The 26507-nt window shown below is 49.9% G+C and carries 22 protein-coding genes, 1 pseudogene and 1 other annotated feature; of the genes and pseudogenes, 14 read left to right on the top strand and 9 right to left on the bottom strand.

Annotation, left to right across the window (positions count from 1 at the left end; genetic code table 11):
* Positions 1–10: 10 nt before the first annotated feature.
* From ABTW00_RS20005 to ABTW00_RS19990, 4 genes are read left to right on the top strand one after another with little or no spacing between them, the layout of a single operon-like run.
* A complete protein-coding gene (locus tag ABTW00_RS20005; RefSeq protein ID WP_064547189.1) occupies positions 11–406 on the top strand; it encodes an adenylyltransferase/cytidyltransferase family protein in 396 nt (131 codons plus the stop codon).
* A complete protein-coding gene (locus ABTW00_RS20000) occupies positions 399–1529 on the top strand; it encodes a CDP-glycerol glycerophosphotransferase family protein (protein WP_433637111.1) in 1131 nt (376 codons plus the stop codon). The genes ABTW00_RS20005 and ABTW00_RS20000 overlap by 8 nt, the downstream gene beginning before the upstream one ends.
* 7 nt (positions 1530–1536) lie before the next feature.
* On the top strand, positions 1537–3639 hold the full coding sequence (locus ABTW00_RS19995; RefSeq protein ID WP_433637108.1) for a tetratricopeptide repeat protein: 2103 nt from the start codon (positions 1537–1539) through the stop codon (positions 3637–3639).
* A gap of 19 nt (positions 3640–3658) precedes the next feature.
* Positions 3659–4570 (top strand): CatB-related O-acetyltransferase, encoded by a 912-nt coding sequence (locus ABTW00_RS19990; RefSeq protein ID WP_074416816.1) that lies wholly within the window; start codon positions 3659–3661, stop codon positions 4568–4570.
* Between the two features lie 16 nt (positions 4571–4586).
* On the opposite strand, the gene ABTW00_RS19985 is transcribed toward ABTW00_RS19990, so the two are convergent.
* From ABTW00_RS19985 to ettA, 6 genes are all read right to left on the bottom strand, one after another.
* Positions 4587–5675, bottom strand: coding sequence for a right-handed parallel beta-helix repeat-containing protein (locus tag ABTW00_RS19985; protein WP_433637105.1), 1089 nt, complete (start codon positions 5673–5675; stop codon positions 4587–4589).
* A gap of 7 nt (positions 5676–5682) precedes the next feature.
* A complete protein-coding gene (locus tag ABTW00_RS19980; protein WP_433637103.1) occupies positions 5683–6927 on the bottom strand; it encodes a capsule biosynthesis protein in 1245 nt (414 codons plus the stop codon).
* Positions 6928–6941: 14 nt separating this feature from the next.
* Complete coding sequence (locus ABTW00_RS19975) at positions 6942–8957, bottom strand: capsular polysaccharide biosynthesis protein (RefSeq protein WP_433637100.1); 2016 nt, start codon at positions 8955–8957, stop codon at positions 6942–6944.
* A 65-nt stretch (positions 8958–9022) separates the two neighbouring features.
* Positions 9023–10696, bottom strand: a complete 1674-nt coding sequence (locus ABTW00_RS19970) for a polysaccharide biosynthesis/export family protein (RefSeq protein ID WP_433637098.1) — start codon at positions 10694–10696, stop codon at positions 9023–9025.
* Between the two features lie 30 nt (positions 10697–10726).
* The gene (locus ABTW00_RS19965; protein WP_433641097.1) at positions 10727–11782 is read right to left on the bottom strand and encodes a capsule biosynthesis protein; all 1056 of its coding nucleotides are present in this window, start codon (positions 11780–11782) and stop codon (positions 10727–10729) included.
* Between the two features lie 505 nt (positions 11783–12287).
* Positions 12288–13955 (bottom strand): energy-dependent translational throttle protein EttA, encoded by a 1668-nt coding sequence (ettA, locus tag ABTW00_RS19960; RefSeq protein ID WP_064547221.1) that lies wholly within the window; start codon positions 13953–13955, stop codon positions 12288–12290.
* Between the two features lie 222 nt (positions 13956–14177).
* Between ettA and sltY the strand changes: the two genes are divergently transcribed.
* Both sltY and trpR read left to right on the top strand, forming a co-directional pair.
* A complete protein-coding gene (sltY, locus tag ABTW00_RS19955; RefSeq protein ID WP_065357033.1) occupies positions 14178–16115 on the top strand; it encodes a murein transglycosylase in 1938 nt (645 codons plus the stop codon).
* A gap of 63 nt (positions 16116–16178) precedes the next feature.
* Positions 16179–16517 carry a trp operon repressor gene (gene trpR, locus ABTW00_RS19950; protein ID WP_064547224.1) on the top strand — a complete coding sequence of 113 codons (339 nt, stop codon included), beginning with the start codon at positions 16179–16181 and terminating at the stop codon, positions 16515–16517.
* Between the two features lie 62 nt (positions 16518–16579).
* On the opposite strand, the gene yjjX is transcribed toward trpR, so the two are convergent.
* A complete protein-coding gene (gene yjjX / locus ABTW00_RS19945; protein WP_064547230.1) occupies positions 16580–17098 on the bottom strand; it encodes an inosine/xanthosine triphosphatase in 519 nt (172 codons plus the stop codon).
* Positions 17099–17151: 53 nt separating this feature from the next.
* Here yjjX and gpmB point away from each other — a divergent pair, with 53 nt between their 5' ends.
* Positions 17152–17799: a 2,3-diphosphoglycerate-dependent phosphoglycerate mutase GpmB gene (gene gpmB, locus ABTW00_RS19940; RefSeq protein WP_433637094.1), complete on the top strand. Its 648-nt coding sequence runs from the start codon at positions 17152–17154 to the stop codon at positions 17797–17799.
* Here the strand turns inward: gpmB and robA are convergent.
* Positions 17796–18665, bottom strand: a complete 870-nt coding sequence (gene robA / locus ABTW00_RS19935) for an MDR efflux pump AcrAB transcriptional activator RobA (RefSeq protein ID WP_065357031.1) — start codon at positions 18663–18665, stop codon at positions 17796–17798. The genes gpmB and robA overlap by 4 nt on opposite strands.
* 211 nt (positions 18666–18876) lie before the next feature.
* Between robA and creA the strand changes: the two genes are divergently transcribed.
* Positions 18877–19359, top strand: coding sequence for a protein CreA (creA, locus tag ABTW00_RS19930; protein WP_163449309.1), 483 nt, complete (start codon positions 18877–18879; stop codon positions 19357–19359).
* Between the two features lie 40 nt (positions 19360–19399).
* Here creA and arcA read toward each other — a convergent pair whose 3' ends face one another.
* Entirely contained in the window at positions 19400–20116 is a 717-nt protein-coding gene (gene arcA / locus ABTW00_RS19925; protein WP_015966004.1) for a two-component system response regulator ArcA, read from the bottom strand.
* Between the two features lie 96 nt (positions 20117–20212).
* On the opposite strand from arcA, the pseudogene yjjY reads away from it, so the two are divergent.
* From yjjY to thrC, 6 genes and pseudogenes are all read left to right on the top strand, one after another.
* Positions 20213–20354, top strand: a pseudogene (gene yjjY / locus ABTW00_RS19920) (protein YjjY).
* A gap of 400 nt (positions 20355–20754) precedes the next feature.
* Positions 20755–21441, top strand: a complete 687-nt coding sequence (locus ABTW00_RS19915) for a tRNA/rRNA methyltransferase (protein ID WP_433637089.1) — start codon at positions 20755–20757, stop codon at positions 21439–21441.
* A 189-nt stretch (positions 21442–21630) separates the two neighbouring features.
* On the top strand, positions 21631–21720 hold the full coding sequence (gene thrL / locus ABTW00_RS19910; protein WP_074398816.1) for a thr operon leader peptide: 90 nt from the start codon (positions 21631–21633) through the stop codon (positions 21718–21720).
* Positions 21659–21776: a sequence feature (Thr leader region), on the top strand. It overlaps the preceding gene by 62 nt.
* Positions 21777–21801: 25 nt before the next feature.
* Positions 21802–24264, top strand: a complete 2463-nt coding sequence (gene thrA, locus ABTW00_RS19905) for a bifunctional aspartate kinase/homoserine dehydrogenase I (protein WP_064547244.1) — start codon at positions 21802–21804, stop codon at positions 24262–24264.
* Between the two features lies 1 nt (position 24265).
* A complete protein-coding gene (gene thrB, locus ABTW00_RS19900; RefSeq protein WP_064547245.1) occupies positions 24266–25195 on the top strand; it encodes a homoserine kinase in 930 nt (309 codons plus the stop codon).
* 3 nt (positions 25196–25198) lie between these two features.
* On the top strand, positions 25199–26485 hold the full coding sequence (gene thrC, locus ABTW00_RS19895) for a threonine synthase (protein WP_064547247.1): 1287 nt from the start codon (positions 25199–25201) through the stop codon (positions 26483–26485).
* Positions 26486–26507: the final 22 nt, after the last annotated feature.

Genomic DNA, 26507 nt, shown 5'->3' with positions numbered 1-26507 from the left:
AGAGTTATGTATGCGAACCATAATTACATTTGGTACATTTGATGTACTACATATAGGGCATGTTAACATACTAAAAAGAGCCCGGCTTTTAGGTGACCGTCTTATTGTTGGTGTTTCTTCTGATGCCTTAAATTACTCAAAGAAAAAACGTTACCCTGTTTATCCAGAGACTGAGCGCTGTGAGATAGTGTCAGCACTGTCATTTGTTGATGACGTATTTCTGGAAGAATCATTAGAGTTGAAAGGTGAATATATAAAAAAGTTTAACGCGGATATTCTTGTTATGGGAGATGATTGGAAAGGTCGGTTTGATATGTTTAAAAATCTTTGTGAAGTATTGTACCTTCCAAGAACTGATGGAATTTCAACAACTAAACTCATTGCTGAGATAAAAAAATATGGTTGAGAATCTTAAAGTTGGCTTTATTGGTTGGAACCCATTTCAATTTTTGCATATAAAAGACTTAGCCAATGCTATTTCAGGAAGTGTTTTTATTGTTGAGAAAAAAAACGAATCTCTGAATGAGTTTTCGGAAGAGTTTTTTAATGATGAAAATATTCCAGTTATGATCTGGGACCGAAGTAAAATGTCTCTGCTTGATGGTATATTTGATGTTATTGTATGTCAAACACCATTTTTCAGAATGGAAACATTTGAAAAAACCAAAATAGTCATGATCCAATATGGTTATGCTAAAGAACCTCATAATTATGGTGCATGGCGTTCGCTGGGGGATCTTTGTTTAACATATGGAGAATATGCAAATGATAAAATAAAGGAATTCTGTCCGGCAATTTGTACCGGTAATCCAAGATATGATCGCTGGAATAATCCAGATACATTTATAAAATGCTATGATAAATTTCAAAGTAGGTTAATTCCTGGTTTGAAAACTATTCTATATGTGCCAACGTGGGGAGACTTATCCAGCATTGATGATTTTCTTGAATCTGTAATGGCGTTATCTGATGAATATAATGTCATTCTGAAGTTACATCATAATACTGATCTTTTGGAAGGAAGTAGGAAAAATAGAGTTAATGGTCGAATTAACTATTTTGGCGCAAATGATGATGTTCTTGAGTTAATCTCAGTATCAGATATTGTTATATCTGATTATAGTGGTGCTATATTCGATGCAATATATTTTAATAAACCAGTGGTATTGCTGAGTAAAAATTGCAATGCAAATGAAATGGGTTTAAAAATGGATGTTTATAGCCTTGAATACGCGGAGAGAAATAATATAGGTTATGAAGTGTTCCAACCTGAAGAATTGTCATCTTCAGTTAAGTATATTTTTGATAATATAGAGCATTTCTCGACCGTTCATTCCAAAATTAAGCAGCGTTTATTTGTTGAGACAAAAGATGCGGTTACTCAAGCAGTCCAGGCCATTCATAATTTACTCAATGGCTGCTACCGTTTAACTCAGAGTCAGTGTTATATCAGGCATGTTAATCAAGAATTACTATCGACAAAAAGAAAACTCCAAATCGCGTTGAAAAACAGCAAAGGTAAAGGTTGAAATTGTGATGTCATATATATTTGGAAAAACAATTAACGCTGCGGTAAAGAAAGAAAAAAATACACTTGATAAGCTAAAATTAGTTTTCCTTAAAAAAACAATTAGCTTAAAAAAATTGAAAGGATATTATAATTCATTCGCGGATAAACATGATTTTGATTCTTGCGTTAATTACTGTGAATATGTGATCAAAAAATACCCAAACAACTCTTTTGGCTATGAATCTTTGGCTTCTCTATATGAAAAGGAGGGGCAGTCAGAAAAAGCAAAAAAAATCTTAATCAATTCTCCTATTTTATCAAATAAAGGAAGGACATCTACTACCCGTAATGGGAATGTAATGAAGAAAAATAACATTTCGGGCAAAGCTAAAAATGCTCTCCCAGGATTGAAGGCGTTAATTAAGTGTAATGATTATCAGGGTATTGTTGCTTTACTTTCATCCGTAAATGGATTGTTGACGCTCGAACAGATACTTATTTTTTCGAGGTCATGTCAAAATTTGAACGATCAGATTAATGCATTTGATATATTAATAAATGCGCAGAAACAATATCCGTCAGAGCGTAAAATATTGATGCGGATTGGTGAAATTTTACAAGATGATAGAAGGATTTTCGAGGCACATTCATTCTTCAAAGCAGCCAAAGCATGTTATCCTCAATATGGTGCTGTCAGACAACTATCTTTTGAGATAGATAATGACCAGATTCAGAGTGCTCGTTTGACGCTGGATAATATATTAACGTTTAGTCATAACTCATTGATAAAATTCTTACCGGTTATTAATAGAGCGAGTCCTTTTTTTGGGGAGTATCGTGATGTATTAATAAAGATCAGGAGTAGTATTAAGGATTCTTTCTTAAATCAGCCGTCAAAGGCTGGGGTTAGCTATGATGAGATTGTTAGGCTTTCTATAAAAAATAGATGGATTGACGTGGCTGAACAAATTATAACTAGACGTCGACACACCCTAAGTCCTATATCTCAGGGTAATATTGATTTAGTAAACTCAATAAAACAGTATATTGGTGATTTTAAAGTTCTATTTGCTGTAGCGAGTTATAACGACGAACATTATGGGGTTAATACTTTATATAATGGACGGATTGTACCATTAACTAGCCTAAAAGATAACTATAAAATTATTGAACTATTTATTCCAACTGTCTTTTATACCATCCCATCGGAAGAAAAGCCAAGCTATGCAACGGTAAGATCTTTTCTATCATCAGTATATAAGGCCGTTATGGAATATAAGGATGTTGCTATTATTCCTCGAAATCAGTGGAACTGGAGAAAGTGCGACCCATTATTCGAAGAGAGCTATGTAATTAGCTATCATACAAATGGGCCTCTAAGTAAGAAACACCTGCATATTCAGGAATCAACTTTAGCTGGTCGTTGTAGTATTGATAACATGGGATTCGCTGGGTTCTCCAGCCTGGCTATGAAGCATGAATATTTTGATTACTGTAAGAACTCCCCAGAAAAAATAGAAGCAATGAATAAGTGCATTCAATATTATATTGATAATAATATATCTAAATATGCGCAAAAAAATGAAGCCGCAGAGCTGGATCTTAGTATGGAGTATGTCTTTATTCCGATGCAGGTTACTACAGATGTTGTTGCCTCCTTAGCATATATTGATGGTGGACGTTTACTTTCTATTGTTGCTGAACATTTTTCTCATACGAAAACTAATGTATTGGTTAAACGGCACCCTTACTGTAAGAGCTTATCGATTCAGAAAAAACTCAATGAATTAAGTGATGCTGGAAAGATTATTATTGTGGATGCATCAGTGCATGAGCTTATTGAAAATGCAAAAGCAGTGTTTACTGTTAATAGTGGTGTAGGTCTTGAAGCGATTATCCATAATAGAAAGGTTATTGCCACTGGGGAATGTGAATATTGTTGTGCATTAGCAGCTCAACCTAAAAGTGAAGATGAGTTAAAAAATGTTCTTGATAACATTGATAATATAAATTTTGAACAGTCACAACGCTTAAACTTTTTAACGTATTATATTAATGATTATGCTATTTCGAAAGATGATGTTGTTTGTATTAAAAATAAAATAAATGAGTGGATTGCAGTGTGTTAATTTTAAAAAAGGAGCTAATATGAACATAGCTAGACATACTAGTGTCAATTTATTAGGTAATAACTCTCGGGTTGATGATGGTAGTGAATTAATTCCGCCGGTAAGGTTGTATGGGAAGGTTATTGTAGATGCGCAATCGTGTATTGGTAAGTATACTTATATAGGCAGTGGAACATATGTTACTAATGCATCTATAGGATCCTATTGTTCTATTGCTAGAGGTGCTGAGATTGGTACCAGAGCACATCCGCTAGGGATGCTTTCTACGCATCCATTTCAATATAATGTACATCATTTTACGGGACAGCCTGGCTACAATATTGCAAGAACCCCTTTAACTCAAATAATGAAGAAAACGGGAACAGCAATTATTGGATCAGATGTTTGGATTGGTACCAAAGCTATTATCAGAGGTGGTATTAAAATCGGTCATGGCGCTGTAATAGGTGCCGGATCTGTTGTAACAAAAGACGTCCGTCCATATGCAATCGTAGCCGGTGTTCCAGCCAAAGAGTTACGTCGTAGATTTGATGACGAAACAATAGAAAAACTACTTGAATCTAAGTGGTGGGATATGGATCCTATCGATATGGATGGTATAAATTTCAGTGATATTGATACCGCGTTGGCAGAGATAAAGAAGAGAAAGCAGAGCTATGCATCATCATTTGCTCAGGATGCAGGTTCTGAAATTAATAATATCATTGATAGCAACAATGGGATTATATGGTTTGATATTAATAAGTCATATCTCTTCAAGTATTTTTTTGTTGATAAAGAAAATGTTGAAGTTATTTGTTCTCCATTTGGTAATGGAGTTATGAAAATAAAGAAAATATGGTTCAATGATAAAATAAATGCATTTGGACTCCGCGTTGATAAAATCAGTGATAAAATCATTAAAAATTCAGTGATCTTTAGATTTTTATGATCTTTATCTGATTTATTCAGTTTTTATCAATGATGTTGTCGTGAATTTCATTCCCTTGTTGAGTGTAATTTGTTTTGTCTAAAATATCTCTTGAGGGAATAGATATTGCATTCTTTGTTTTTATGAATGTATTTTTTGTTATTATATTAAAACTGCTTTCTACAATAATTCCTATGATGGAACCGTTAAAACTATTGTTATATATAATGTTTCTATCGGCATGATCTTGGTAGTATTTACCCTCTGAGTCAATGCTTTTATCGCCACAGTCCCAGTTTGATAGGTTTTTTCTCTGTCGTGATGCTATCCACACTCCAATTTTTTCGTTCGAAAAAATATTTCCTGATATTATATTATTGTCTGAACTTTGCCATCTTAATGTAGACTTATTTGATGATATTTTTTCGCCGCAATTTTTGTATAGAAATATCCCACCCGCAGCATTTGAAGATATTGTGTTGTTATTTATATAATTGTTAGCAGATGAATCTATGGCTATCCCCTCACGTAGGCTTTTTCGGGTTGTAGATGAGCCATTACCAATAATCTTACTGTTTGTTATACTGATGTTTTTAGTGGCTTGCTCAAGATATATACCAACACCTTGAGAGTTTATCGATGAAATACGATCAAGAGTAATATTGTGAGCATAAGAATCAATATATATACCAACACCGCCACTGTGTAACGCTTGGCAGTTTTCTAGCTTAATATTTGAAGGGGCAAGTTTGTAATTTTTTTCGTGATCCTCTCCCCATTTACTCATGGCAATACCAGATGTGATTCTTATTGCATTTTTTGTAAAATTGTCGAAGTGACAATTTCTGACGGACACGTTGTTGATGCTTTTTTTAGTACCGCCAATGAGTAATCCGCGTGTTTTTTCACCATGACCATCTATTGTCATATCGTTGCAATTTAATTCTACATCTGATGTTGTTATTTTTATTGTTTTAGCTATTTTACACTCTTTTGGAATCTCATATTTCCCATCCTTTGATATCGCTATATTTTCCTGACATACATGCGTTAATGTGTCAGCGTATGCGCTTGATTGCATGGTCATGAGCAGAGATGCTATTGCTGGTATAAGTATTTTTTTCATGATGAGTTTAGTGTGTTTCGGTGGCGATGTAGTTATTGTTTTTTTCTTCCTGAAATGAGTTAAAGCTGACACTTTTATTCGAATCATAAAACACCGCATTAATCTGCGTAGTCTCCAGCAAATACCCACGAAACTGATTCAACAGTTTCACATCCGGCTTAAACTCCGCCGTCCAGAACTGGTGTAAATGTCCCTGATACGTCAGTCCTTTGATATCGTACAGGGCATTTCCCATCACCTTGAGCGATTTATGGTGAATCAGCGCTGATAAACCCGCCGTACTGTTAATGGTCACTACCGCTTTGGCATGCTTAAGCATCTCCGGCATCGGTAGGTCGTGTACGTACAGAACACGGTTCTGCACGCCGTATTTAAGGCTAAGTTGTTTGATTAACGGGCCATACAGGCGATGCCCGCGATCCATCGGATGGTGTTTAAATACCAGAAATTTAGCCGCTGGGGCTTTGGTGGCAAAAGAGTACATTACGTCATTAATATAATCGCGCACATCGTCATAAGGGCTGTGGTGGCGGATTTGGCTATCGTTATAAACCTGCAAAATTGCCAGGTAGAAACGATTATCCAGTTGTGTTTGCAAGCGTGTCAGAACATGCCGTTCTTTAAACGCATACCAATGTTTACGCCGCCATGCGCGCATCCAGCAGCGCATTTCGTACCACGGGGAAAAGGATTTATGATGCTTGTAATTGGGGTAACTGCGGCGATGATACCAGGCAATCAAATAATACCAGCTTGCATACCAGTAACGCAGGCGAGTTGATGGTTTTAGGGGATGAACGATGCGCGGTGGCATGTCGGGTAAATGTCGGTAAAAGTCTGGATCACGGGGAAGGGAAGAGTAGGCGTTTACCCCACCTTCCTCAAGGGTAATAAAATGAGGGCGCAGATAGCCTTCTTCAAAAGCTAAAAAGCGCAACCCCTTGGCATGAGCCCACTGGCGTGCAGCCTGGTGTAAGGGACGGCAATCTCCGAAGCAGACGATGGTATCAAAGGGATAAGTTTGCCAGACCTCTTTTAACCAGTGTGCAAACTGAGCTGGCGTGCCTGAATAGTGCAGGACAGGGCGCTCACGGCAATAAAACCTATCGCCGCCGTTAAACACCACGTTGGTGGCCTCACGCCCTTTGCTTTCCAGCCAACGTGCCAGGTCGCTAAAAAAAGGGCCCATTGGCCCCTGCAATAACAGGTAGCGCTTGCCGGCCAGCAGGTTGTTCATTGCGGTGCTTTCCATGCACTCTCCTGATATCAGTCAAATTTTACGCGATAGAGATTGATGGCTTTTCGTCCTAGCCGTGTCAGTCGGTTGGTTTTTTTGCGCATCGCGATCTCCGGGCGAGCCTGCCCCATCAGCCACTCAGCCGCCTCTTCTACCGACATGACGTGGTGTTCCTGCGGGTGAATGTAAGTGGGATAAGCCACCAGAGCCTGATAGATAAGATCCTGCAGCATCAATTTCCGCTGTCGCCTTGGATGAGGATGTTCATCGATGGTCAGCCCCCAGCCTGCGTAAAACGGCTGTCCATAGCAGTAGACGATTTTGCCGTGCAGCAGCGCCTCAAACCCGGACAGCGAGGTCATGGTATGCAGCTCATCTGCCTGTTGAATACAGTCGATAATGTCAGCATCGTGCGCGATGCAATCTGCCAGTTTAGCCATAACGTCTTGAGGGATCTGACCGGGACGATTACCGGTGGTCACATCGGGATGAGGCTTGTAGATAATGAAAGCATCCGGGTTACGATCGCGAACCGTTTGCAGTAGCGCCAGGTTGGTGCGGATACTGAGCGTTCCCGTGGCGATTGAAGCATCATTTTCAACCTGCCCAGGAACCAGCAGAATGCGTTTATTTCCGGCGGGAGGAGATTGCCAGGAATGACCAACATTATATTTGCTGAGCTTACTCTCGACTAACCGCTGGCGCAGCGCTACGGCACGCTCTCGTTGTTCTGGCGTTAACTGAGAGCGGTTGAGCTGTGTTTCCAGGTCGCTTGGTCGCGTGGCGTCGTAGTAAACCCCCGTTTTATCGAGAACCAGAGATAACGGCGCCAGTAAGTCCGAACCAAGCCCTGAAGATCTCAGGAAACCGTCCTCCATTCGCCAGAGTGGAATATCGCGTTTGAGCGCTTCGGCTTGCCAACGTTTTTCACCCAGAACACCCCAGACCACGCAGGCCGTGGCATCACGGCCGCGCAGAGTAAAATTCACGCGATTGGCTGAGGTTTTTAAATACGGCTTCACAATACTCGCTTTCCATAACGTCATACCGGGTGCCCAGAGCACGCCTGGGCGGGCGAGCTGATGTGCCCGATTGCGTTGGAGATAGGCCAGTACCTCAAATAGCGTGGCGGATTTCCCGGTATGGGGATGGATATAGCGTGAGTAGCGAAGCCAGGCGGCGCTGACCAGCGCGGTCAGCGGGGCGTGTCCTCGCCTGCTGGCAAGTTCGTGGGCCTGGGGATGACGATCGTCGGTCAGCCCCCATCCCGCATACCAGGGCATACCAAAGCAAACGACTTTTTTGCCCGCCATTAACGCTTCTATGCCGTATTGCGAGGTCACGGTATAAACCGTCGTTACCTGACGCATCAGCGATTGCGGACTCACATCGTCGGTAATGAGCCGGATGCGTGGATCGTCGGTTAGCGTAGAAAAATAGCCTTTCTTTTTCCCCGTCAGCACGTCGGGATGTGTCTTCACCCAGATTTCGCTATTGGGATGCTCTTCTTTGGCGCAGGTGAGCATGCTGGCAAACTGTATTTCAGTTGCTCCACCCATCGTGACCGAAACGTCCCCGTAGGTTTGGTCGATAACCAGCACGGTACCAGCTGGGTGATCCTCGGTGAAGGGAGGGGCATGGTTATACTTTGACAGATCGTTGTCGACGATAAAGGCGATCGCCCTTAGCGCATCTTCTCTCAGCGTTGAGTCAACGGCCTCTTGTTGAATCAGCTTTTCCAGCCGGCTCGGTTGGCTGGCGTCGTAATAAATCCCGAGGTCGTCAATCACCATTGACAGAGGCGGCGCGCCATTGACCCCAAGGCCCAGCGAGCGTGTAAAGCCATCCTCCAGGCGTAACACCGGTAATCCGGCTTTTTTCGCTTCCGCAACGGGGCGTTGTGCGGAAGGACGGACGCCCCAAACGGCGATAGCACTGACCTCGTCATACAACGGGGAAAATGTCGACAGTTTGGTATAGGCCTCGCCTAAGAAGACCGCAAGGTGTGGGATCTGGCAGATCCCTGAAGAGTAGATGCCTATCATCCTGAACGGCTTCCGTATTGGGTGGAATAACGTATGGCGAGGTTCCCCCCGCCACTGCCCTGGCGTTACAGATCCAGGATCACTTTGGCGGCAACCGCCAGCTGGTAGAGGATGGTCGAAATACCTCGTGTCACTTCGATATTTTTCGATTCATACTTCGGCAGCACCATAATCTCATCGCCGGCCTTCACGTCTTTAACCTCATCAGCATCCACCGCTTCACCATCCTGGCGAATGACGATGATTTTTGACTGGCCGGATTTTTGCGTCAAACCACCACATTTTTTAATGTAATCATCCACATCCATTCCATCTTCCCAACTGACCGCATTGGGGAAGAGTACAGAGCCGTGCACCATCACCAGCGAGGTTTTTTCCGGTATGGTGATGACATCGCCATCTTCCAGCAGTACCGAACCGATGTTGTTTTCGTTGAGTACGACTTCGCCTTTAGGGATCACGTTGCGTGCTTTGGCGACAAAGCGGCTGATCAGCTGCGCTTCCTGAACGCGTAAACGTGCTTCTTCCTGCGTCGATGATTGGGAAGCCAGAGAGGCTTCTTCCAGCTTTTGCAATGAGAGGTCGAGCATCTCTTTTTGTCTTATCGCTACTGAGTGGCGATAAAGCTGGATGCTGTCCATCTGCGACATGCTGTTGGTGCGGATTTGCGATAACACCTGTTTCATGGTGCTCCCGTATGGCAGCACCAGCGCATGTTCGCCGGAGTGCGCCCCCTCAATACGGACCTGGATGGTGCCAGCATAGCGGTCGGAACTGATGATGAGCTTGTCGCCATCCTGCAGGCTTCTGCCGGGGGCGCTGCTTAGCGGGTAGTATTCCGTCCGCTTAACCGTTCCCTGTTGTCGCACAATGGTGAAGTGCGTTGCGCCTGGTTTAGGGCGTGCCCAGTTCAGCGCCTCCTCAACCGGAATGGAACCGTTCGCGAACTCAAAGTCATAACCGTTATAGACGTCGCCTTCCACGCTGAAGGTGTACTTGCGCGGGCCAACCACAATGGTGTCGCCGTCGGCAAATTGTGAGAGTGAAAGCGTGCCGTTGAGCAGGAAGTCGTACAGATTGATGTGCGCACGCGTCGATTTACCCCGTTTAATGGTGATATCAACATAGCTGCCACGCGCGCTGTCTACCCCGCCTGCCTTACTGAGATAAGACAGCAGGGAATCAGACGCCACGCCGCCGTAGAGCCCCGGATTTTTGACGAAACCGGTGACAAAAACCTTAACCGGCTGAGCCTGAAGCAAAGAGGCATAGACGTTGACGTTAGACTGGTAAACTTGTTTTACTTTGGTCGTCACCAGCGTATTGAGTTGACCATTGGGGACGCCAGTCACTTTTAGTGGGCCAATATTGGGAACGAAGATATTGCCTTTCGGGTCGACCGTGAGCGCGCCATCGAAGTTAAATGCTCCCCAAAGCCTGACCTGAATCGTATCCCCGAGCCCGACAATATAGTTTGGGTTAAAACCGATGCTGGCCCCTTCATTGGTGGAGGTGCCGTTAAACAGCTGTGCGCCAAACATACGGCTGAGCGTTGCTTGCGGCACCGGCACAGGCGTTTCATCGAAGCCGCTGGTCGCGGCAGCGTTTGTATTCTGCGGATTGAGTATTGAAGGAAGCGGCGCGGCGCCGGTTAATTCCGGGTTTGCCGTCACGCCGACCGCAAACGATGTGCCAGCCTGTAATAACAGCAGTAAAAAAAGGCATTGTGCTCGTTTCATAATAAACCTGATTCCGTGGTGGCGTTAACGTTAGTCCTGGTGATCTTCAATGATGGCCAGCAGCAGTTTAGTCACACCAAACAGCAGGCAGCAGACCAGCAACCAACTCGCCAGAAGATAAGGTATATCGGGGAAAGTCGATTCCTGCGGACGCTGAGGAGAGCTGATAGTCGCCAGTGTTTTAAGTTTACGGGCGCTCTCAATGCGGGTTTTTTCGATGGCTTTTAGCGTGAGCGCATACACATCGGTATCAAAAGCCACCTGAGATTTAATCTCTTCGAAATCCACAGCCATGCTGTTGAGTTTTTTGCCTTCAGGAGCGGTGATCTTACTTTGTTCCTGGTCGATCTGTGATTGAAGCGAGGTAATGGCATTCTGTGCGCTGATGACCTGCGGCGCATCGTGGCGCAGATAGGTGCGTAAATTACGTAAGTCCGCTTCCATCTCGATTTTTTTCGCGATGAGCGTATTCACCAGAGTCGTTGCGGCTTCCGCTGAGGCCAGCGGATCAAGGATATTGTGGCTATTTTGGTAGGCGAGCAGCGTCTGTTTGCTGGCGTTGAGATGTGCGCGCGCCTCCTTGAGTTGATCTTCAGCGAACCGCATTTGCTCGCGGGAAATCCGGTGAGACAGTTCATTAATAAAACGCTCGGATTCCTGCAATATGGCACGATTGAAAGCGAGGGCGAATTCCGGTGTAAACCCTTGTGTTTCAATGCTCAGCAGTCCGCTTTTTTCATCGTAATCGACGGTTAATCGCTGGCGATAGTAGTTTAAAAACCGTTCCTCGCTGATATGTTCGGATAAATGGTAGAGGAAGTCCCAGCCGCTGTTGCCGAATGCCTGATGAAAATTAAGCTGCTTATCGAGAATATGCAGCATGTCTGGAGAGTTTATATACTCTTTGAGATACAGCGAATCCTCAACGGATGAAGGGTTAGATGCCCCCAGAAGCAGACCAACGTTCAGGCTGGCGCTGTCTATTTCATTAGGCCGTTTTACCGCGACCTTTGATTCGCTCACAAAGCGTGGCTGGCTAAATATTGCCAGGTAGACAATTAATAATGCCATTGGGGCTACGATCATCCATTGCCACAGATGACCGCGTCGCGCTAAACGTTGAACCCGGCTCCATCCTTGTTGGCGGATAATTCGCAGTTTACGTGTTAAAAATAAGGTGCGTGGTAAAAGTCTCTTCATAGTCTGGCGGTGTACGTCCAATGAATTTATATATGAAATATATTTTATTTAACCATTATCAATTCAATATCAATCAGGTGAGATAAAGCAGCTGTAATAAGACATATCAAATCCTTGTGATTGTCATTAATTATTTGTATGGAATATATATGTTTATAATTGGTGCGAATTTGACTGGGTTATAAGGCTCACCGCTATCGGGAATGTATTTTTAACACAGTGGTTAATATATCTCAATGTTGATGGGAACGAATTGCGGTGAATATTATTGATAATATTTGGTGAGGTTATGAAAGGTTTATATATATAGGGGCGGGATTTATTTGTTTAATAAATGATGATTTGTTTTTAATAAAAAGGCGAATGATTTTTATCATTCGCCTTAACGGTATTATTTCGCGATACGTTTGTACTTGATACGCTTCGGCTCCAGCGCGTCAGCGCCCAGCGTGCGTTTCTTGTACTCTTCGTATTCGGTGAAGTTACCTTCGAAGAACTCCACTTTACCTTCATCCTGGTAGTCCAGAATGTGGGTCGCGATACGGTCCAGGAACCAGCGGTCGTGCGAGATAACCATCGCACAGCCCGGGAACTCCAGCAGGGCGTTTTCCAGCGCGCGCAGGGTTTCGATATCCAGGTCGTTGGTTGGTTCATCGAGCAGCAGGACGTTACCGCCAACCTGCAGCAGCTTCGCCAGGTGCAGACGACCACGTTCACCACCGGACAGCTCGCCTACGCGTTTGCCCTGGTCGGTGCCTTTGAAGTTAAAGCGGCCAACGTAGGCGCGGCTTGGCATCTCGGTGTTGCCGATACGCATGATATCCAGACCGCCGGACACTTCTTCCCACACGGTCTTGCTGTTATCCATTGCGTCACGGAACTGGTCCACAGATGCCAGTTTCACCGTTTCACCCAGGGTGATAGAACCGCTGTCTGGCTGTTCCTGACCGGACATCATGCGGAACAGCGTCGATTTACCCGCGCCGTTCGGCCCGATGATCCCGACGATAGCGCCCTTCGGTACGGAGAAGGTCAGGTCGTCGATCAGCAGGCGGTCGCCGTAGGACTTACGCAGGTTGGTCACTTCAACCACTTTATCCCCCAGACGTGCGCCAGGTGGAATAAACAGTTCGTTGGTTTCGTTACGTTTCTGGTATTCGGTGTTGTTCAGCTCCTCAAAGCGCGCCAGACGGGCTTTACCCTTGGACTGACGGCCTTTCGCGCCCTGACGCACCCACTCCAGCTCTTTCTCAATCGATTTACGACGAGCGGCTTCCTGAGAGGCTTCTTGCGCCAGACGCTGATCTTTCTGTTCCAGCCAGGAAGAGTAGTTGCCTTCCCATGGAATACCTTCACCGCGGTCCAGCTCCAGGATCCAGCCGGCGACGTTGTCGAGGAAGTAACGGTCGTGGGTAATTGCCACAACGGTGCCTTCGAAGTCGTGCAGGAAGCGTTCCAGCCACGCCACGGATTCCGCATCCAGGTGGTTCGTCGGTTCGTCGAGCAGCAGCATGTCTGGTTTTTCCAGCAGCAGGCGGCACAGCGCCACGCGGCGGCGTTCACCACCGGAGAGGTTCGCGATTTTCGCATCCCAGTCCGGCAGACGCAGCGCATCAGCGGCACGTTCGAGCTGCACGTTAAGGTTGTGACCGTCGTGCGCCTGAATAATCTCTTCAAACTTGCCCTGTTGCGCGGCCAGCTTATCGAAGTCGGCGTCCGGTTCAGCGTACTTGGCATACACTTCATCCAGGCCTTTCAGCGCGTTAACCACTTCGGCCACCGCTTCTTCAACGGATTCACGGACGGTATGCTCAGGGTTCAGCTGCGGTTCCTGCGGCAGGTAGCCAATCTTGATACCTGGCTGCGGACGCGCTTCGCCCTCGATATCGGTATCGATACCAGCCATGATTCTTAGCAGGGTAGATTTACCAGCGCCGTTCAGACCCAGAACACCGATTTTTGCGCCAGGGAAGAAGCTCAGCGAGATGTTTTTCAGAATATGACGTTTCGGCGGAACCACTTTGCCGACACGATGCATGGTATAAACGAATTGAGCCACGTGGACTTCGCCTCTTTTTTATCGTGATGAATAGAGTTTTTCAAAGGCGAAGTGTAGCTGTTTTCCCCGCCCAATCCCAGCAGGCAAATTCAGCTGTGCGGTATCGCAGATAAAACGTAAAAAAGTGTTCATGGCGTGGCGCATTGGTCGATCAGTCGTTAGCATCAAATGATTACGCGGCATGATGCTGCACCGACGTAACGTGACAATGAGGAAGAGCTTGTGCAAAAAGCCCAACAATTTACGTGGCGTCTGCTGGCAGCCAGTGTCTGCCTGTTGACAATCAGTAGCGTAGCCCGCGCCGATTCGCTGGATCAACAACGTAGCCGCTATGCGCAAATCAAACAGGCCTGGGATAACCGCCAGATGGACGTGGTCGAGCAACTGATGCCGACTCTGCGGGATTACCCTTTGTATCCTTACCTGGAGTACCGCCAGATTACAGGCGATCTCATGAATACCCCGACGCTAACGGTAACTCGCTTCGTGCAGGCTAACCCGACGCTGCCGCCAGCACGAACCCTAAAAAACCGCTTCGTCAACGAACTCGCGCGCCGACAAGACTGGCGCGGCCTGCTGGCCTTTAGCCCTGATAAGCCAGGCACCGCCGAAGCGCAGTGCAACTATTACTATGCCAAATACAATGTGGGTGATACCCAGGGGGCCTGGGAGGGCGCAAAAACGCTGTGGCTGACCGGACAGAGTCGGCCTAACGCCTGCGATCCGCTGTTCAGCGCCTGGCGAGCATCGGGCACGCAGGATCCGCTGGCGTACCTTGAACGCATTCGTCTGGCCATGAAGGCGGGTAACACCGGGCTGGTGAAAGCGCTGGCCTCGCAAATGCCTGCTGAGTATCAAACTATCGCTACGGCGATTACCGATTTGGCTAACAACCCCAATACCGTGCTGACCTTTGCGCGGAACACAGGGGCGACTGATTTCACCCGTCAACTGGCCGCAGTGGCGTTTAACAGCGTCGCGCGTCAGGACGTGGAAAACGCGCGCTTGATGATTCCGACGCTGGTTCAGGCGCAGCAGCTCAATGACGAACAAGCTCAGGAGCTGCGCGATACCGTTGCCTGGCGTCTGATGGGATCGGATGTGACCGACGAACAGGCGCGCTGGCGTGATGATGCCATTATGCGTTCGCAGTCAACCTCGTTGGTTGAGCGCCGGGTGCGTATGGCGCTCGGCACCGGAGACCGTTCTGGTTTGAATACGTGGTTGGCGCGGCTGCCGATGGAAGCGAAAGAGAAAGATGAATGGCGTTACTGGCAGGCCGATCTGCTGATGGAGCGGGGCCGTGATGACGAAGCGCGCAGCATCTTGTTGTCGCTGATGCAGCAGCGCGGTTTCTATCCGATGGTTGCCGCGCAGCGTCTGGGCGAACCTTATGCGCTGCGGGTAGAGAAAGCGCCGGGGGCAATCTCCTCCGCGCTGACCAGCGGGGCGGAAATGGCGCGCGTACGCGAGTTAATGTACTGGAATCAGGACAATACGGCGCGCAGCGAGTGGGCCAACCTGGTGAGTAGCCGTAGCCAGACGGAGCAGGCACAGTTAGCGCGTTACGCTTTCGATCAACACTGGTGGGATCTGAGCGTGCAGGCCACGATTGCGGGTAAACTGTGGGATAACCTGCAAGAACGCTTCCCGCTGGCATATAACGACCTGTTTGTGCGTTATACCTCCGGTAAAGACATCCCGCAGAGCTATGCCATGGCGATCGCGCGTCAGGAAAGCGCGTGGAACCCGAAGGTAAAATCACCGGTCGGCGCGAGCGGCCTGATGCAGATTATGCCGGGTACCGCGACCCATACGGTGAAGATGTTTAATCTGCCGGGTTACAGCAATCCGGCGCAGCTGCTGGATCCTGAAACCAACATCAATATTGGCACCAGCTATTTGCAGTATGTCTATCAGCAGTTTGAAAATAACCGCATTTTCGCTTCGGCGGCGTATAACGCCGGGCCGGGGCGCGTACGCACCTGGCTTGGCAACAGCGCCGGGCGTATTGATGCGGTGGCGTTTATCGAGAGTATTCCGTTCTCGGAAACGCGCGGTTATGTCAAAAACGTGCTGGCCTACGACGCCTACTATCGGCACTTTATGGGCCAGAAAGAAGACGTGCTCAGCAGTAATGAATGGCAACGACGTTACTGATAGGTTAGACCTGTGTTATGCTTGTACTCGTTTAAGAGTACATGCATAACATGGTGGCCTGACATGACCCAACAATCCCCTTATTCAGCGACGGTGGCTGAGCAGCGCAACCAGGAGTGGCTTCGCTTTGTTGAGCTTCTGCGTCTGGCATATACCGACGACCTTGCTCTGCCGCTGCTTAATTTAATGATGACCCCGGACGAGCGCGAAGCGCTGGGCACCCGCGTGCGGATTATTGAAGAACTGCTGCGCGGTGAAATGAGCCAGCGCGAGCTTAAAAATGAGCTGGGGGCGGGGATCGCCACGATCACCCGTGGATCGAACAGTCTCAAATCGGCGCCGGTAGAGCTGCGCCAGTGGCTGGAACAAACCCTGCCTAAAACGCAGCGCCAGGCCGGATAAGGCGTAGCCGCTATCCGGCAATACGCACCGTTGTGCCTGATGGCGGCTAAGCCTTCTCAGGCCTACTGGCGGTAGAGTGCGTTATGGAACGGGCTTAACGCCAGCACGACCGCCTGGTGGTATACGCTGCTGCGGGTCAGCACGCCGGCGGTGAAGACGCCAATCGCCCCTTCTTTATTACCAATTTTATCGATGCCTGTGTACTTCGACATCACCGGGCCGAGCGCTTCGCCCGCCCGCACCTGCTCGAGAATAATCTCTGGCAGCGGGAGCGTTGCGGACCTCGCCTCGCCACGCTGGCTGCGGCTTTCAATCACCACCCAGCTGAAGGTCGCACCTTCATCAATTCCGGCTTCAATCGCCACCCAAAAATCTGCATCCGGGCGCGCGGCTTTGGCATTGGTGACGCGATTACGCGCGCCGGTGCGGGTTTCTTCACTGCCGAAGGGCTGCTCTGGGACGCCCGTATCGACGGAGATGGCGTCGATTTGACAGGATCCTTCGCCAAAAATCAGCTCAAAAGCCGCAAGAATTGCCTGAATTTTAGCAGGATTGGTGGTAGCGGAGACAACTTGATGCATAATCTACACAACTCAGATAATAAAATGTCATCGCAGTATAACGGATAAAAAACATGTTACAGGTATATCTTGTTCGCCATGGCGAAACCCGTTGGAACGCCGAGCGGCGTATTCAAGGCCAGTCCGATAGCCCCCTGACGGCTAAAGGAGAGCAGCAGGCGGTGCAGGTGGGTGAGCGTGTGCGCACCTACGGCATTACCCATGTTATCGCCAGCGATCTGGGCCGTACGCGCCGTACCGCCGAGATCATTGCCGATGCCTGCGGCTGCGGCGTGACCCTGGACGCGCGCCTGCGTGAGCTGGATATGGGCGTGCTGGAGCAACGTCATCTTGATTCGCTGACGCCAGAAGAAGAGGAATGGCGTCGGCTGGTGGTTAACGGCACGCCGGATGGTCGTATTCCGCAGGGCGAGTCGATGCAGGAGCTGAGCGAGCGTATGCACGCGGCACTGGCTGCGTGTTTGGATCTCCCATCGGGCAGCCGTCCGTTGCTGGTGAGCCACGGCATTGCGCTGGGCTGTCTGGTGAGCACGATTCTGGGGTTGCCCGCGCACGCGGAGCGTCGTCTGCGTCTGCGTAACTGTTCTATCTCGCGGGTAGACTACCAGGAAAGCCTGTGGCTGGCGCCGGGATGGGGGGTGGAAACGGCAGGGGATATCTCACATCTTGATACCCCTGCTCTGGATGAGCTACAACGTTAGCGACGAATCGGGATCAGGTACTCGCAGCGCAGCATAATTGGCGGTTCCTGATGCCGTGCTTCGTCCTGTGGGAAGAAGCGTTCGATATCCTGGCCCTTACGGCGGGTCAGGTTGAGCATTGGCATGCAGGTGCCGTACAGCGTCAGGATAAACTCCTGCAGGCCTGTTCCCAGCCCTTCATAGGTGAACATCACGTACTCGCCGCCTTCCAGCGTGACCGGATGGGCATCGTTGATGTGACCGTTAGCCAGCTCCGGTGTGAGCGCCGTGGTGTAGAACACTTCCTGCTCATCATCTTTTTCGAGGCTCGGGCGTGGTTCATGCAGCCCGTACAGCATTGACGGAATAGAGGGTGAGTTGCCAAGGAAATCAGTCCAGAACTGGACACGCATTTGCTGACGGAAGTCGGAAATCTCTTCCAGCTTGCAGGTATAGCTCTGGGTCACGCCCACCAGGTGGGTAGTCGGTAGGGTGATGAATTCGTATTTTGGCATCGTGAACTCACCCAAGCGCAGCGGTGGACGCATCCCGAAGGAGCTCCAGTCCGGCGAGCGACGATACAGCGCCGGCGTCAGCGTAAACTGCTTTTTAAACGCGCGGGTGAAAGTCTGTTGGGAGTCAAAACGATACTGCAGCGCGATATCCAGGATAGGACGCGCAGTCAGACGCAGTGCGACGGCAGATTTAGACAGACGGCGGGCGCGAATGTAAGCGCCGATGGCATGGCCGGTGACATCTTTGAACATGCGTTGCAGGTGCCATTTAGAATAACCCGCTTTTGCCGCCACATTATCCAGCGATAAAGGCTGATCCAGGTGCCCTTCTAGCCAAACGAGGAGATCGCGAATAATTCCAGCCTGATCCATAAAGTGCCCTCATCCTTAAAATCTTATGTGCCTGTTACCAAAGTAGCGGATAATAGCATCTTTTGCTGTTTTAGCATTCAGTGTTTTTTTTATGCATAAATGCGTTTTTACATAAGATTCGGCGCTATTTTTTGTAAAGCTGTGATCTTTAAACACTTTCTAATTAGATGTTGAATAATCACACAACTCAATCGACGGAAATGGTAACAATATGAAATACAAGAAATTAATGGCAGGTCTGTTACTCGGCGTCTCCAGCCTGGCGGTTCACGCGGAGCAGATTGGTTCTGTGGATACGGTATTCAAAATGTTTGGGCCGGATCATAAAATCGTGGTGGAGGCCTTTGACGACCCCGATGTCAAAAACGTGACCTGCTATGTCAGCCGGGCGAAGACGGGCGGCATTAAAGGCGGGCTGGGGCTGGCTGAGGATACCTCGGATGCCGCCATTTCCTGTCAGCAGATTGGCCCGGTTGAGCTCAGCGACAAAATTAAGAGCGGTAAAGCGGACGGCGATGTGGTCTTTAAAAAGCGCACGTCGCTGGTGTTTAAATCGCTACAGGTTGTGCGTTTCTATGACGAAAAACGCAACGTGCTCGCCTATCTGGCCTATTCCGACAAGGTGGTAGACGGTTCGCCAAAAAACGCGATTAGCGCGGTGCCGATTATGCCGTGGGGTACGGCGGCAAAGTAGGGAGCAAAAAAAACGGCGCTTAACGCGCCGTTTTGTTTTCTTATTCCTGCAGCTCGCCGCAGAAGCGGTAACCTTCGCCGTGAATGGTGGCGATGATTTCCGGCGTATCCGGCGTAGACTCGAAATGTTTACGGATGCGACGAATGGTCACGTCAACCGTACGGTCGTGCGGCTTCAGCTCACGGCCCGTCATTTTCTTCAGCAGTTCAGCGCGAGACTGAATCTTGCCCGGGTTTTCGCAGAAGTGCAGCATGGCGCGGAATTCACTGCGCGGCAGCTTGTACTGTTCACCGTTCGGGCTCACCAGAGAGCGGCTGTTGATGTCCAGCTCCCAGCCGTTGAACTTGTAGCTTTCTACGCTACGGCGTTCTTCGCTGACGGTACCCAGGTTCATGGTACGGGACAGCAGGTTACGTGCACGGATAGTCAGTTCACGCGGGTTGAACGGCTTGGTGATGTAATCATCTGCACCAATTTCCAGACCGAGGATCTTGTCGACTTCATTGTCGCGGCCGGTCAGGAACATCAGGGCGACGTTTGCTTGCTCACGCAGTTCGCGCGCCAGCAGAAGGCCGTTTTTCCCCGGCAGGTTGATATCCATGATTACCAGGTTGATATCATTTTCAGACAGGATCTGATGCATTTCCGCGCCATCGGTCGCTTCGAAAACATCGTAGCCTTCTGCTTCGAAAATACTTTTTAACGTGTTGCGTGTTACCAACTCGTCTTCAACGATAAGAATGTGCGGGGTCTGCATGTTTGCTACCTAAATTGCCAACTAAATCGAAACAGGAAGTACCAATAGTCCCTGACCTGCCTGATGCATGTCGAAAATTAACATGATCGGCGTAACGTGACTAAAGTACGTAATTGCGTTCTTGATGCACTTTCCATCAACGTCAACAACATCATTAGCTTGGTCGTGGGTACTCTTCCCTCTGGACCCGACAGTGTCAAAAACGGTTGTCATCCTAACCATTTTAACAGCAACATAACAGGCAAAGAGACACCAGACTGCCAATAAACCTACGCTTCGTTGACATATATCAAATTCAATTGTAGCACGTTAACAGTTTGGTGAAATCATCGCTTTGGAATGATAACGCCTATCACATTTTTTCCACAACTCAAGTAGTTGCACAGGTTAACTGATAAATGTGATGAATCCAATTACTATCACAAGGTGCGAATCGAAATAGTTCATATAAACAGTAAGATATCTGCTATCTGTTAACATATAAAACGAAAGATTTCGCACTGAATAGTTTAGCGTTTTTTATATGTTATGAAACATCATTTCAGTGATTTTTGTTGCATTTTTGTAAATTCGCGATGCGCAATATGTTGATGTACATCACATTATTGCCTGAGAACAGTAAGTTAAGAGAACTTTAAATGCGCTTATCTATTGTGCTGGTTTCGCCAGCAAGAGCCGAAAATATCGGTGCCGCCGCCCGCGCCATGAAAACGATGGGATTTAATGACATGCGCATCGTTGATAGCGTTGCGCACCTGGAACCCGCCGCGCGATGGGTGGCTCATGGCTCTACCGACATCCTTGACGGTATTACCTGTTACCCAACGCTGGCAGATGCGCTGCACGATGTGGATTTCACCGTGGCGACTACCGCGCGTAGCCGTGCCCGATTCCACTATTACGCCACGCCGCAGGAACTGGTGCCGATGTTGACAGAAAAAGCGCAGTGGATGGGCCATGCCGCGCTGGTGTTTGGCCGTGAGGATTCCGGGTTAACCAATGATGAACTGGCGTTAGCGGATGTGTTAACCGGTGTACCCATGGTGGCGGATTATCCGTCGCTGAATCTGGGACAGGCGGTGATGGTGTATTGTTATCAGCTTTCGTCGCTGTTACAAAACGCGAACCCCGCAGCAACGACAGGTGACGAAAACCAGCTGATTGCGTTAAGGGCGCGTATCAGCACATTGCTTGAGCGACTCGAGGTGGCCGGAGATGTAAAACTGGCCGATTGGCTGCAACAACGTATTGGCTTACTTGAGCAACGCGATACGGCAATGTTGCATCGTTTGCTGCATGATATTGAAAAAAATATGACAGAGTAAAATTCTGTCATTGTATTTTCGTATGGTGTTATTGGTTGGTATTTTGCAAAACTTATGCCCGTTGTGGTGGTTTGTCGGCGAATGAACGGGCGGATGTGAATTGATTGCGAAACGTGACGAAGTTAGAAATTCATTGACTTAGTGGGCCAGATACTTTAACCAATAGGGGTATAAGGCACAGACAGCTAAATGACAGAGCACACAACATCCATGATTCGCATCAGCAGCATTATGACCATTACCACCACCACTATTACCACAGGTAACGGTGCGGGCTGACGCGTACAGGAAACACAGAAAAAAGCCCGCACCTGAACAGTGCGGGCTTTTTTTTCGACTGAAGATCAAGGGGTAAAAACCATGCGAGTCTTGAAGTTCGGCGGTACATCAGTGGCAAATGCGGAACGGTTTCTGCGTGTTGCCGATATCCTGGAAAGCAACGCCAGGCAGGGGCAGGTAGCAACCGTGCTCTCTGCCCCGGCAAAAATCACCAACCATCTGGTGGCGATGATTGAAAAAACCATTGGCGGCCAGGACGCGCTGACCAACATCGCCGACGCCGAACGTATCTTTGCTGAACTTCTTCAAGGGCTTGCTACCGCCCAGCCGGGTTTTCCGCTGGCGGAACTGAAGGCGGCCGTTGAGCTCGAATTTGCCCAGATCAAACATATTCTCCACGGCATCAGCCTGCTCGGTCAGTGTCCGGACAGCGTCAACGCTGGCCTGATCTGCCGCGGCGAGAAGCTTTCTATCGCCATCATGGCCGGGCTACTGAGCGCCCGTGGCCACAAGGTAACGGTGATTAACCCGGTTGAGAAATTGCTGGCCGTTGGCCACTACCTTGAATCGACAGTCGATATTGCTGAATCTACTCGCCGTATTGCCGCCAGCCAGATCCCGGCGGACCACATGGTGCTGATGGCTGGCTTTACCGCCGGTAACGAGAAAGGTGAACTGGTGGTGCTGGGGCGTAACGGCTCCGACTACTCCGCCGCCGTGCTGGCCGCCTGTTTACGCGCAGACTGTTGCGAGATCTGGACCGACGTCGACGGCGTTTATACCTGCGACCCGCGCCAGGTGCCGGACGCAGTGCTGCTGAAGAGCATGTCGTACCAGGAAGCAATGGAGCTTTCCTACTTTGGCGCTAAAGTCCTTCACCCGCGTACCATTGCCCCTATCGCCCAGTTCCAAATCCCTTGCTTGATTAAAAACACCGGTAATCCACAGGCTCCAGGTACGCTAATCGGCGCCAGCAGCGATGATGATGCGCTGCCGGTTAAGGGCATCTCCAACCTGAATAATATGGCGATGTTCAACGTCTCCGGTCCGGGCATGAAAGGGATGGTTGGCATGGCGGCTCGCGTGTTTGCCACCATGTCGCGCGCGGGCATCTCCGTGGTGCTGATTACCCAATCCTCATCCGAGTACAGCATTAGCTTCTGCGTGCCGCAGAGCGACTGTGCGCGGGCGAAGAAGGCGATGGAAGATGAGTTCTATCTGGAGCTGAAAGAAGAACTGCTGGAGCCGCTGTCGATCATGGAGCGTCTGGCGATCATCTCCGTTGTTGGCGATGGTATGCGCACGCTGCGCGGCATCTCGGCGAAGTTCTTTGCCGCGCTGGCCCGCGCTAACATCAACATCGTAGCGATTGCCCAGGGTTCCTCTGAGCGTTCAATCTCCGTCGTGGTCAACAACGACGACGCCACCACGGGCGTTCGCGTCACGCATCAGATGCTGTTTAACACCGATCAGGTGATCGAAGTCTTCCTGGTGGGCGTCGGCGGCGTCGGCGGGGCGCTGCTCGAGCAGATCAAACGCCAGCAGGCGTGGCTGAAGAAAAAGCACATCGACCTGCGCGTCTGCGGCGTGGCGAACTCCCGCGCGCTGCTGACCAGCGTGCATGGGCTGAACCTGGAAAACTGGCAGGCGGAGCTTGCGGAAGCGAAAGAGCCGTTTAACCTGGGGCGTCTGATTCGTCTGGTGAAAGAGTATCATCTGCTGAACCCGGTGATCGTTGACTGTACCTCCAGCCAGGCGGTAGCCGATCAGTACGCCGACTTCCTGCGCGAAGGTTTCCACGTGGTGACGCCGAACAAAAAGGCCAACACTTCGTCGATGGACTACTACCACCAGTTGCGTCACGCGGCTGGCCAATCGCGCCGTAAATTCCTCTACGACACCAACGTCGGGGCGGGGCTACCGGTCATTGAAAACCTGCAAAACCTCCTCAACGCGGGCGATGAGCTACAGCGCTTCTCCGGCATTCTGTCCGGCTCACTGTCGTTTATCTTTGGCAAGCTGGACGAAGGCATGAGCCTGTCGGCGGCAACCAAAGTGGCGCGTGAGATGGGCTATACCGAACCGGATCCGCGTGATGACCTCTCGGGTATGGACGTGGCGCGTAAGCTGCTGATTCTGGCGCGTGAAACCGGGCGTAGCCTCGAGTTGAGTGATATTGTGGTCGAATCGGTGCTGCCAGAAAGTTTTGACGCCACCGGCGATACTGAGAGCTTTATGGCGCGTCTGCCGCAGCTTGACGATGAATTTTCCGCCCGCGTGGCGAAAGCGCGTGATGAAGGCAAAGTGCTGCGCTATGTTGGCAACATCGAAGAAGACGGCGTCTGCCGGGTGAAAATTGCCGCCGTTGACGGCAACGACCCGCTGTTCAAAGTGAAAAACGGCGAGAACGCGCTGGCGTTTTACAGCCACTACTATCAGCCGCTGCCGCTGGTGCTGCGCGGCTATGGCGCAGGCAACGATGTTACGGCGGCAGGGGTATTTGCCGATCTTCTGCGCACATTGTCATGGAAGTTAGGAGTTTAAAATGGTTAAGGTGTATGCCCCGGCTTCCAGTGCCAATATGAGCGTCGGGTTTGATGTACTGGGTGCCGCCGTCACGCCGGTTGACGGCAGCCTGCTGGGCGACAACGTATCGGTTGAGGCGGCAGACCGTTTCAGCCTGCAAAATTTAGGGCGCTTTGCGGATAAACTGCCGAGCGAACCGCGCGAGAACATCGTTTACCAATGTTGGGAGCGCTTCTGCCAGGAGATTGGTAAAGAGATCCCGGTGGCGATGACGCTGGAAAAAAACATGCCGATTGGTTCAGGGCTGGGTTCCAGCGCCTGTTCCGTGGTCGCTGCGCTGGTGGCGATGAATGAACACTGCGGCAGGCCGCTGGATGAAACCCGGATGCTGGCCTTGATGGGCGAGCTGGAAGGGCGTATTTCCGGCAGCGTACATTACGACAACGTCGCGCCGTGCTATCTCGGCGGGATGCAGCTGATGATTGAAGAGAACGATATTATCAGCCAGCAGGTGCCGTGCTTTGACGACTGGCTATGGGTGCTAGCCTATCCGGGCATTAAGGTCTCTACCGCGGAAGCGCGGGCGATTCTGCCGGCTCAGTATCGTCGGCAGGACTGCGTGGCTCACGGTCGTCATCTGGCGGGCTTTATTCACGCCTGTTATTCCCGCCAGCCGCAGCTGGCGGCAAAACTGATGAAGGACGTGATTGCCGAGCCGTACCGGACCAAACTGTTACCGGGGTTCAGCGAAGCACGTCAGGCTGTGGCCGGCATTGGCGCCGTGGCTTGTGGCATCTCCGGCTCCGGGCCGACGCTGTTTGCCCTGTGTGACAAAACCGAGACCGCGCAGCGCGTGGCGGACTGGCTCGGTCAGCATTATTTGCAGAATCAAGAAGGCTTCGTTCATATTTGCCGGCTGGACACGGCGGGCGCACGAGTAGTGGGATAATCGATGAAACTCTATAACTTAAAAGATCACAATGAGCAGGTCAGCTTCGCGCAGGCCGTTACTCAAGGGCTTGGCAAGCAACAGGGGCTGTTTTTTCCGTTAGATTTACCGGAATTCAGCCTGACCGACATTGATGACCTGCTGACACAGGATTTCGTCACCCGCAGCGCGAAAATTCTCTCCGCGTTTATCGGCGACGAGATCCCGGAAGCCGAGCTTGCCGCGCGTATCGCGACGGCGTTCACCTTCCCGGCGCCGGTTAACAAGGTGCAGGACGACATCGGCTGTCTCGAACTGTTCCACGGCCCGACCCTGGCGTTCAAAGACTTCGGCGGTCGCTTTATGGCGCAGATGCTGACCCATATCGCAGGCGATAAGCCGGTGACTATCCTGACGGCGACCTCTGGCGATACCGGCGCCGCCGTGGCGCACGCCTTCTACGGTCTGCCGAACGTCAAAGTGGTGATTCTGTATCCGCGCGGCAAAATCAGCCCGCTGCAGGAAAAACTGTTCTGCACCCTCGGTGGCAACATTGAAACCGTGGCGATCGACGGTGACTTCGACGCCTGTCAGGCGCTGGTGAAGCAGGCGTTCGATGACGAAGAGCTGAAAGTCGCGCTGGGGCTGAACTCCGCCAACTCCATCAACATCAGCCGCCTGCTGGCGCAGATCTGCTACTACTTCGAAGCGGTGGCGCAGCTGCCGCAGGAAGCGCGTAACCAGCTGGTGATTTCCGTGCCAAGCGGTAACTTTGGCGATCTGACCGCGGGCCTGCTGGCCAAGTCGCTCGGCCTGCCGGTGAAACGCTTTATCGCCGCGACCAACGCCAACGACACCGTGCCGCGCTTCCTGCAGGACGGCAAGTGGGCGCCGAAAGCCACTCAGGCGACGTTGTCCAACGCCATGGACGTCAGCCAGCCGAATAACTGGCCGCGTGTGGAAGAGCTGTTCCGCCGTAAAATCTGGCGTTTGAACGAGCTGGGCTATGCGGCGGTGGACGATGAAACCACCAAAGCGACCATGCGTGAGCTGCAAGGGTTGGGCTACACCTCTGAACCCCATGCGGCGATTGCCTACCGCGCGCTGCGTGACCAACTGCAACCGGGTGAATACGGCCTGTTCCTCGGCACCGCGCATCCGGCGAAATTTAAGGAAAGTGTGGAAGAGATCCTCGATGAAACGCTGCCGCTGCCAAAAGCGCTGGCGGATCGCGCCGATCTGTCGCTGCTGTCGCACAACCTGCCGGCCGACTACGCTGCGCTGCGTAATCTGATGATGAGCAAGGCGTAATGTCTCCGTTTCCCCTTCCTGC

It is taken from the genome of Kluyvera georgiana (assembly GCF_050990895.1).
Taxonomy (GTDB): domain Bacteria; phylum Pseudomonadota; class Gammaproteobacteria; order Enterobacterales; family Enterobacteriaceae; genus Kluyvera; species Kluyvera georgiana.
Note: the sequence above shows the minus strand (reverse complement) of the source record. Positions and strands in the feature narration are given on the sequence as shown.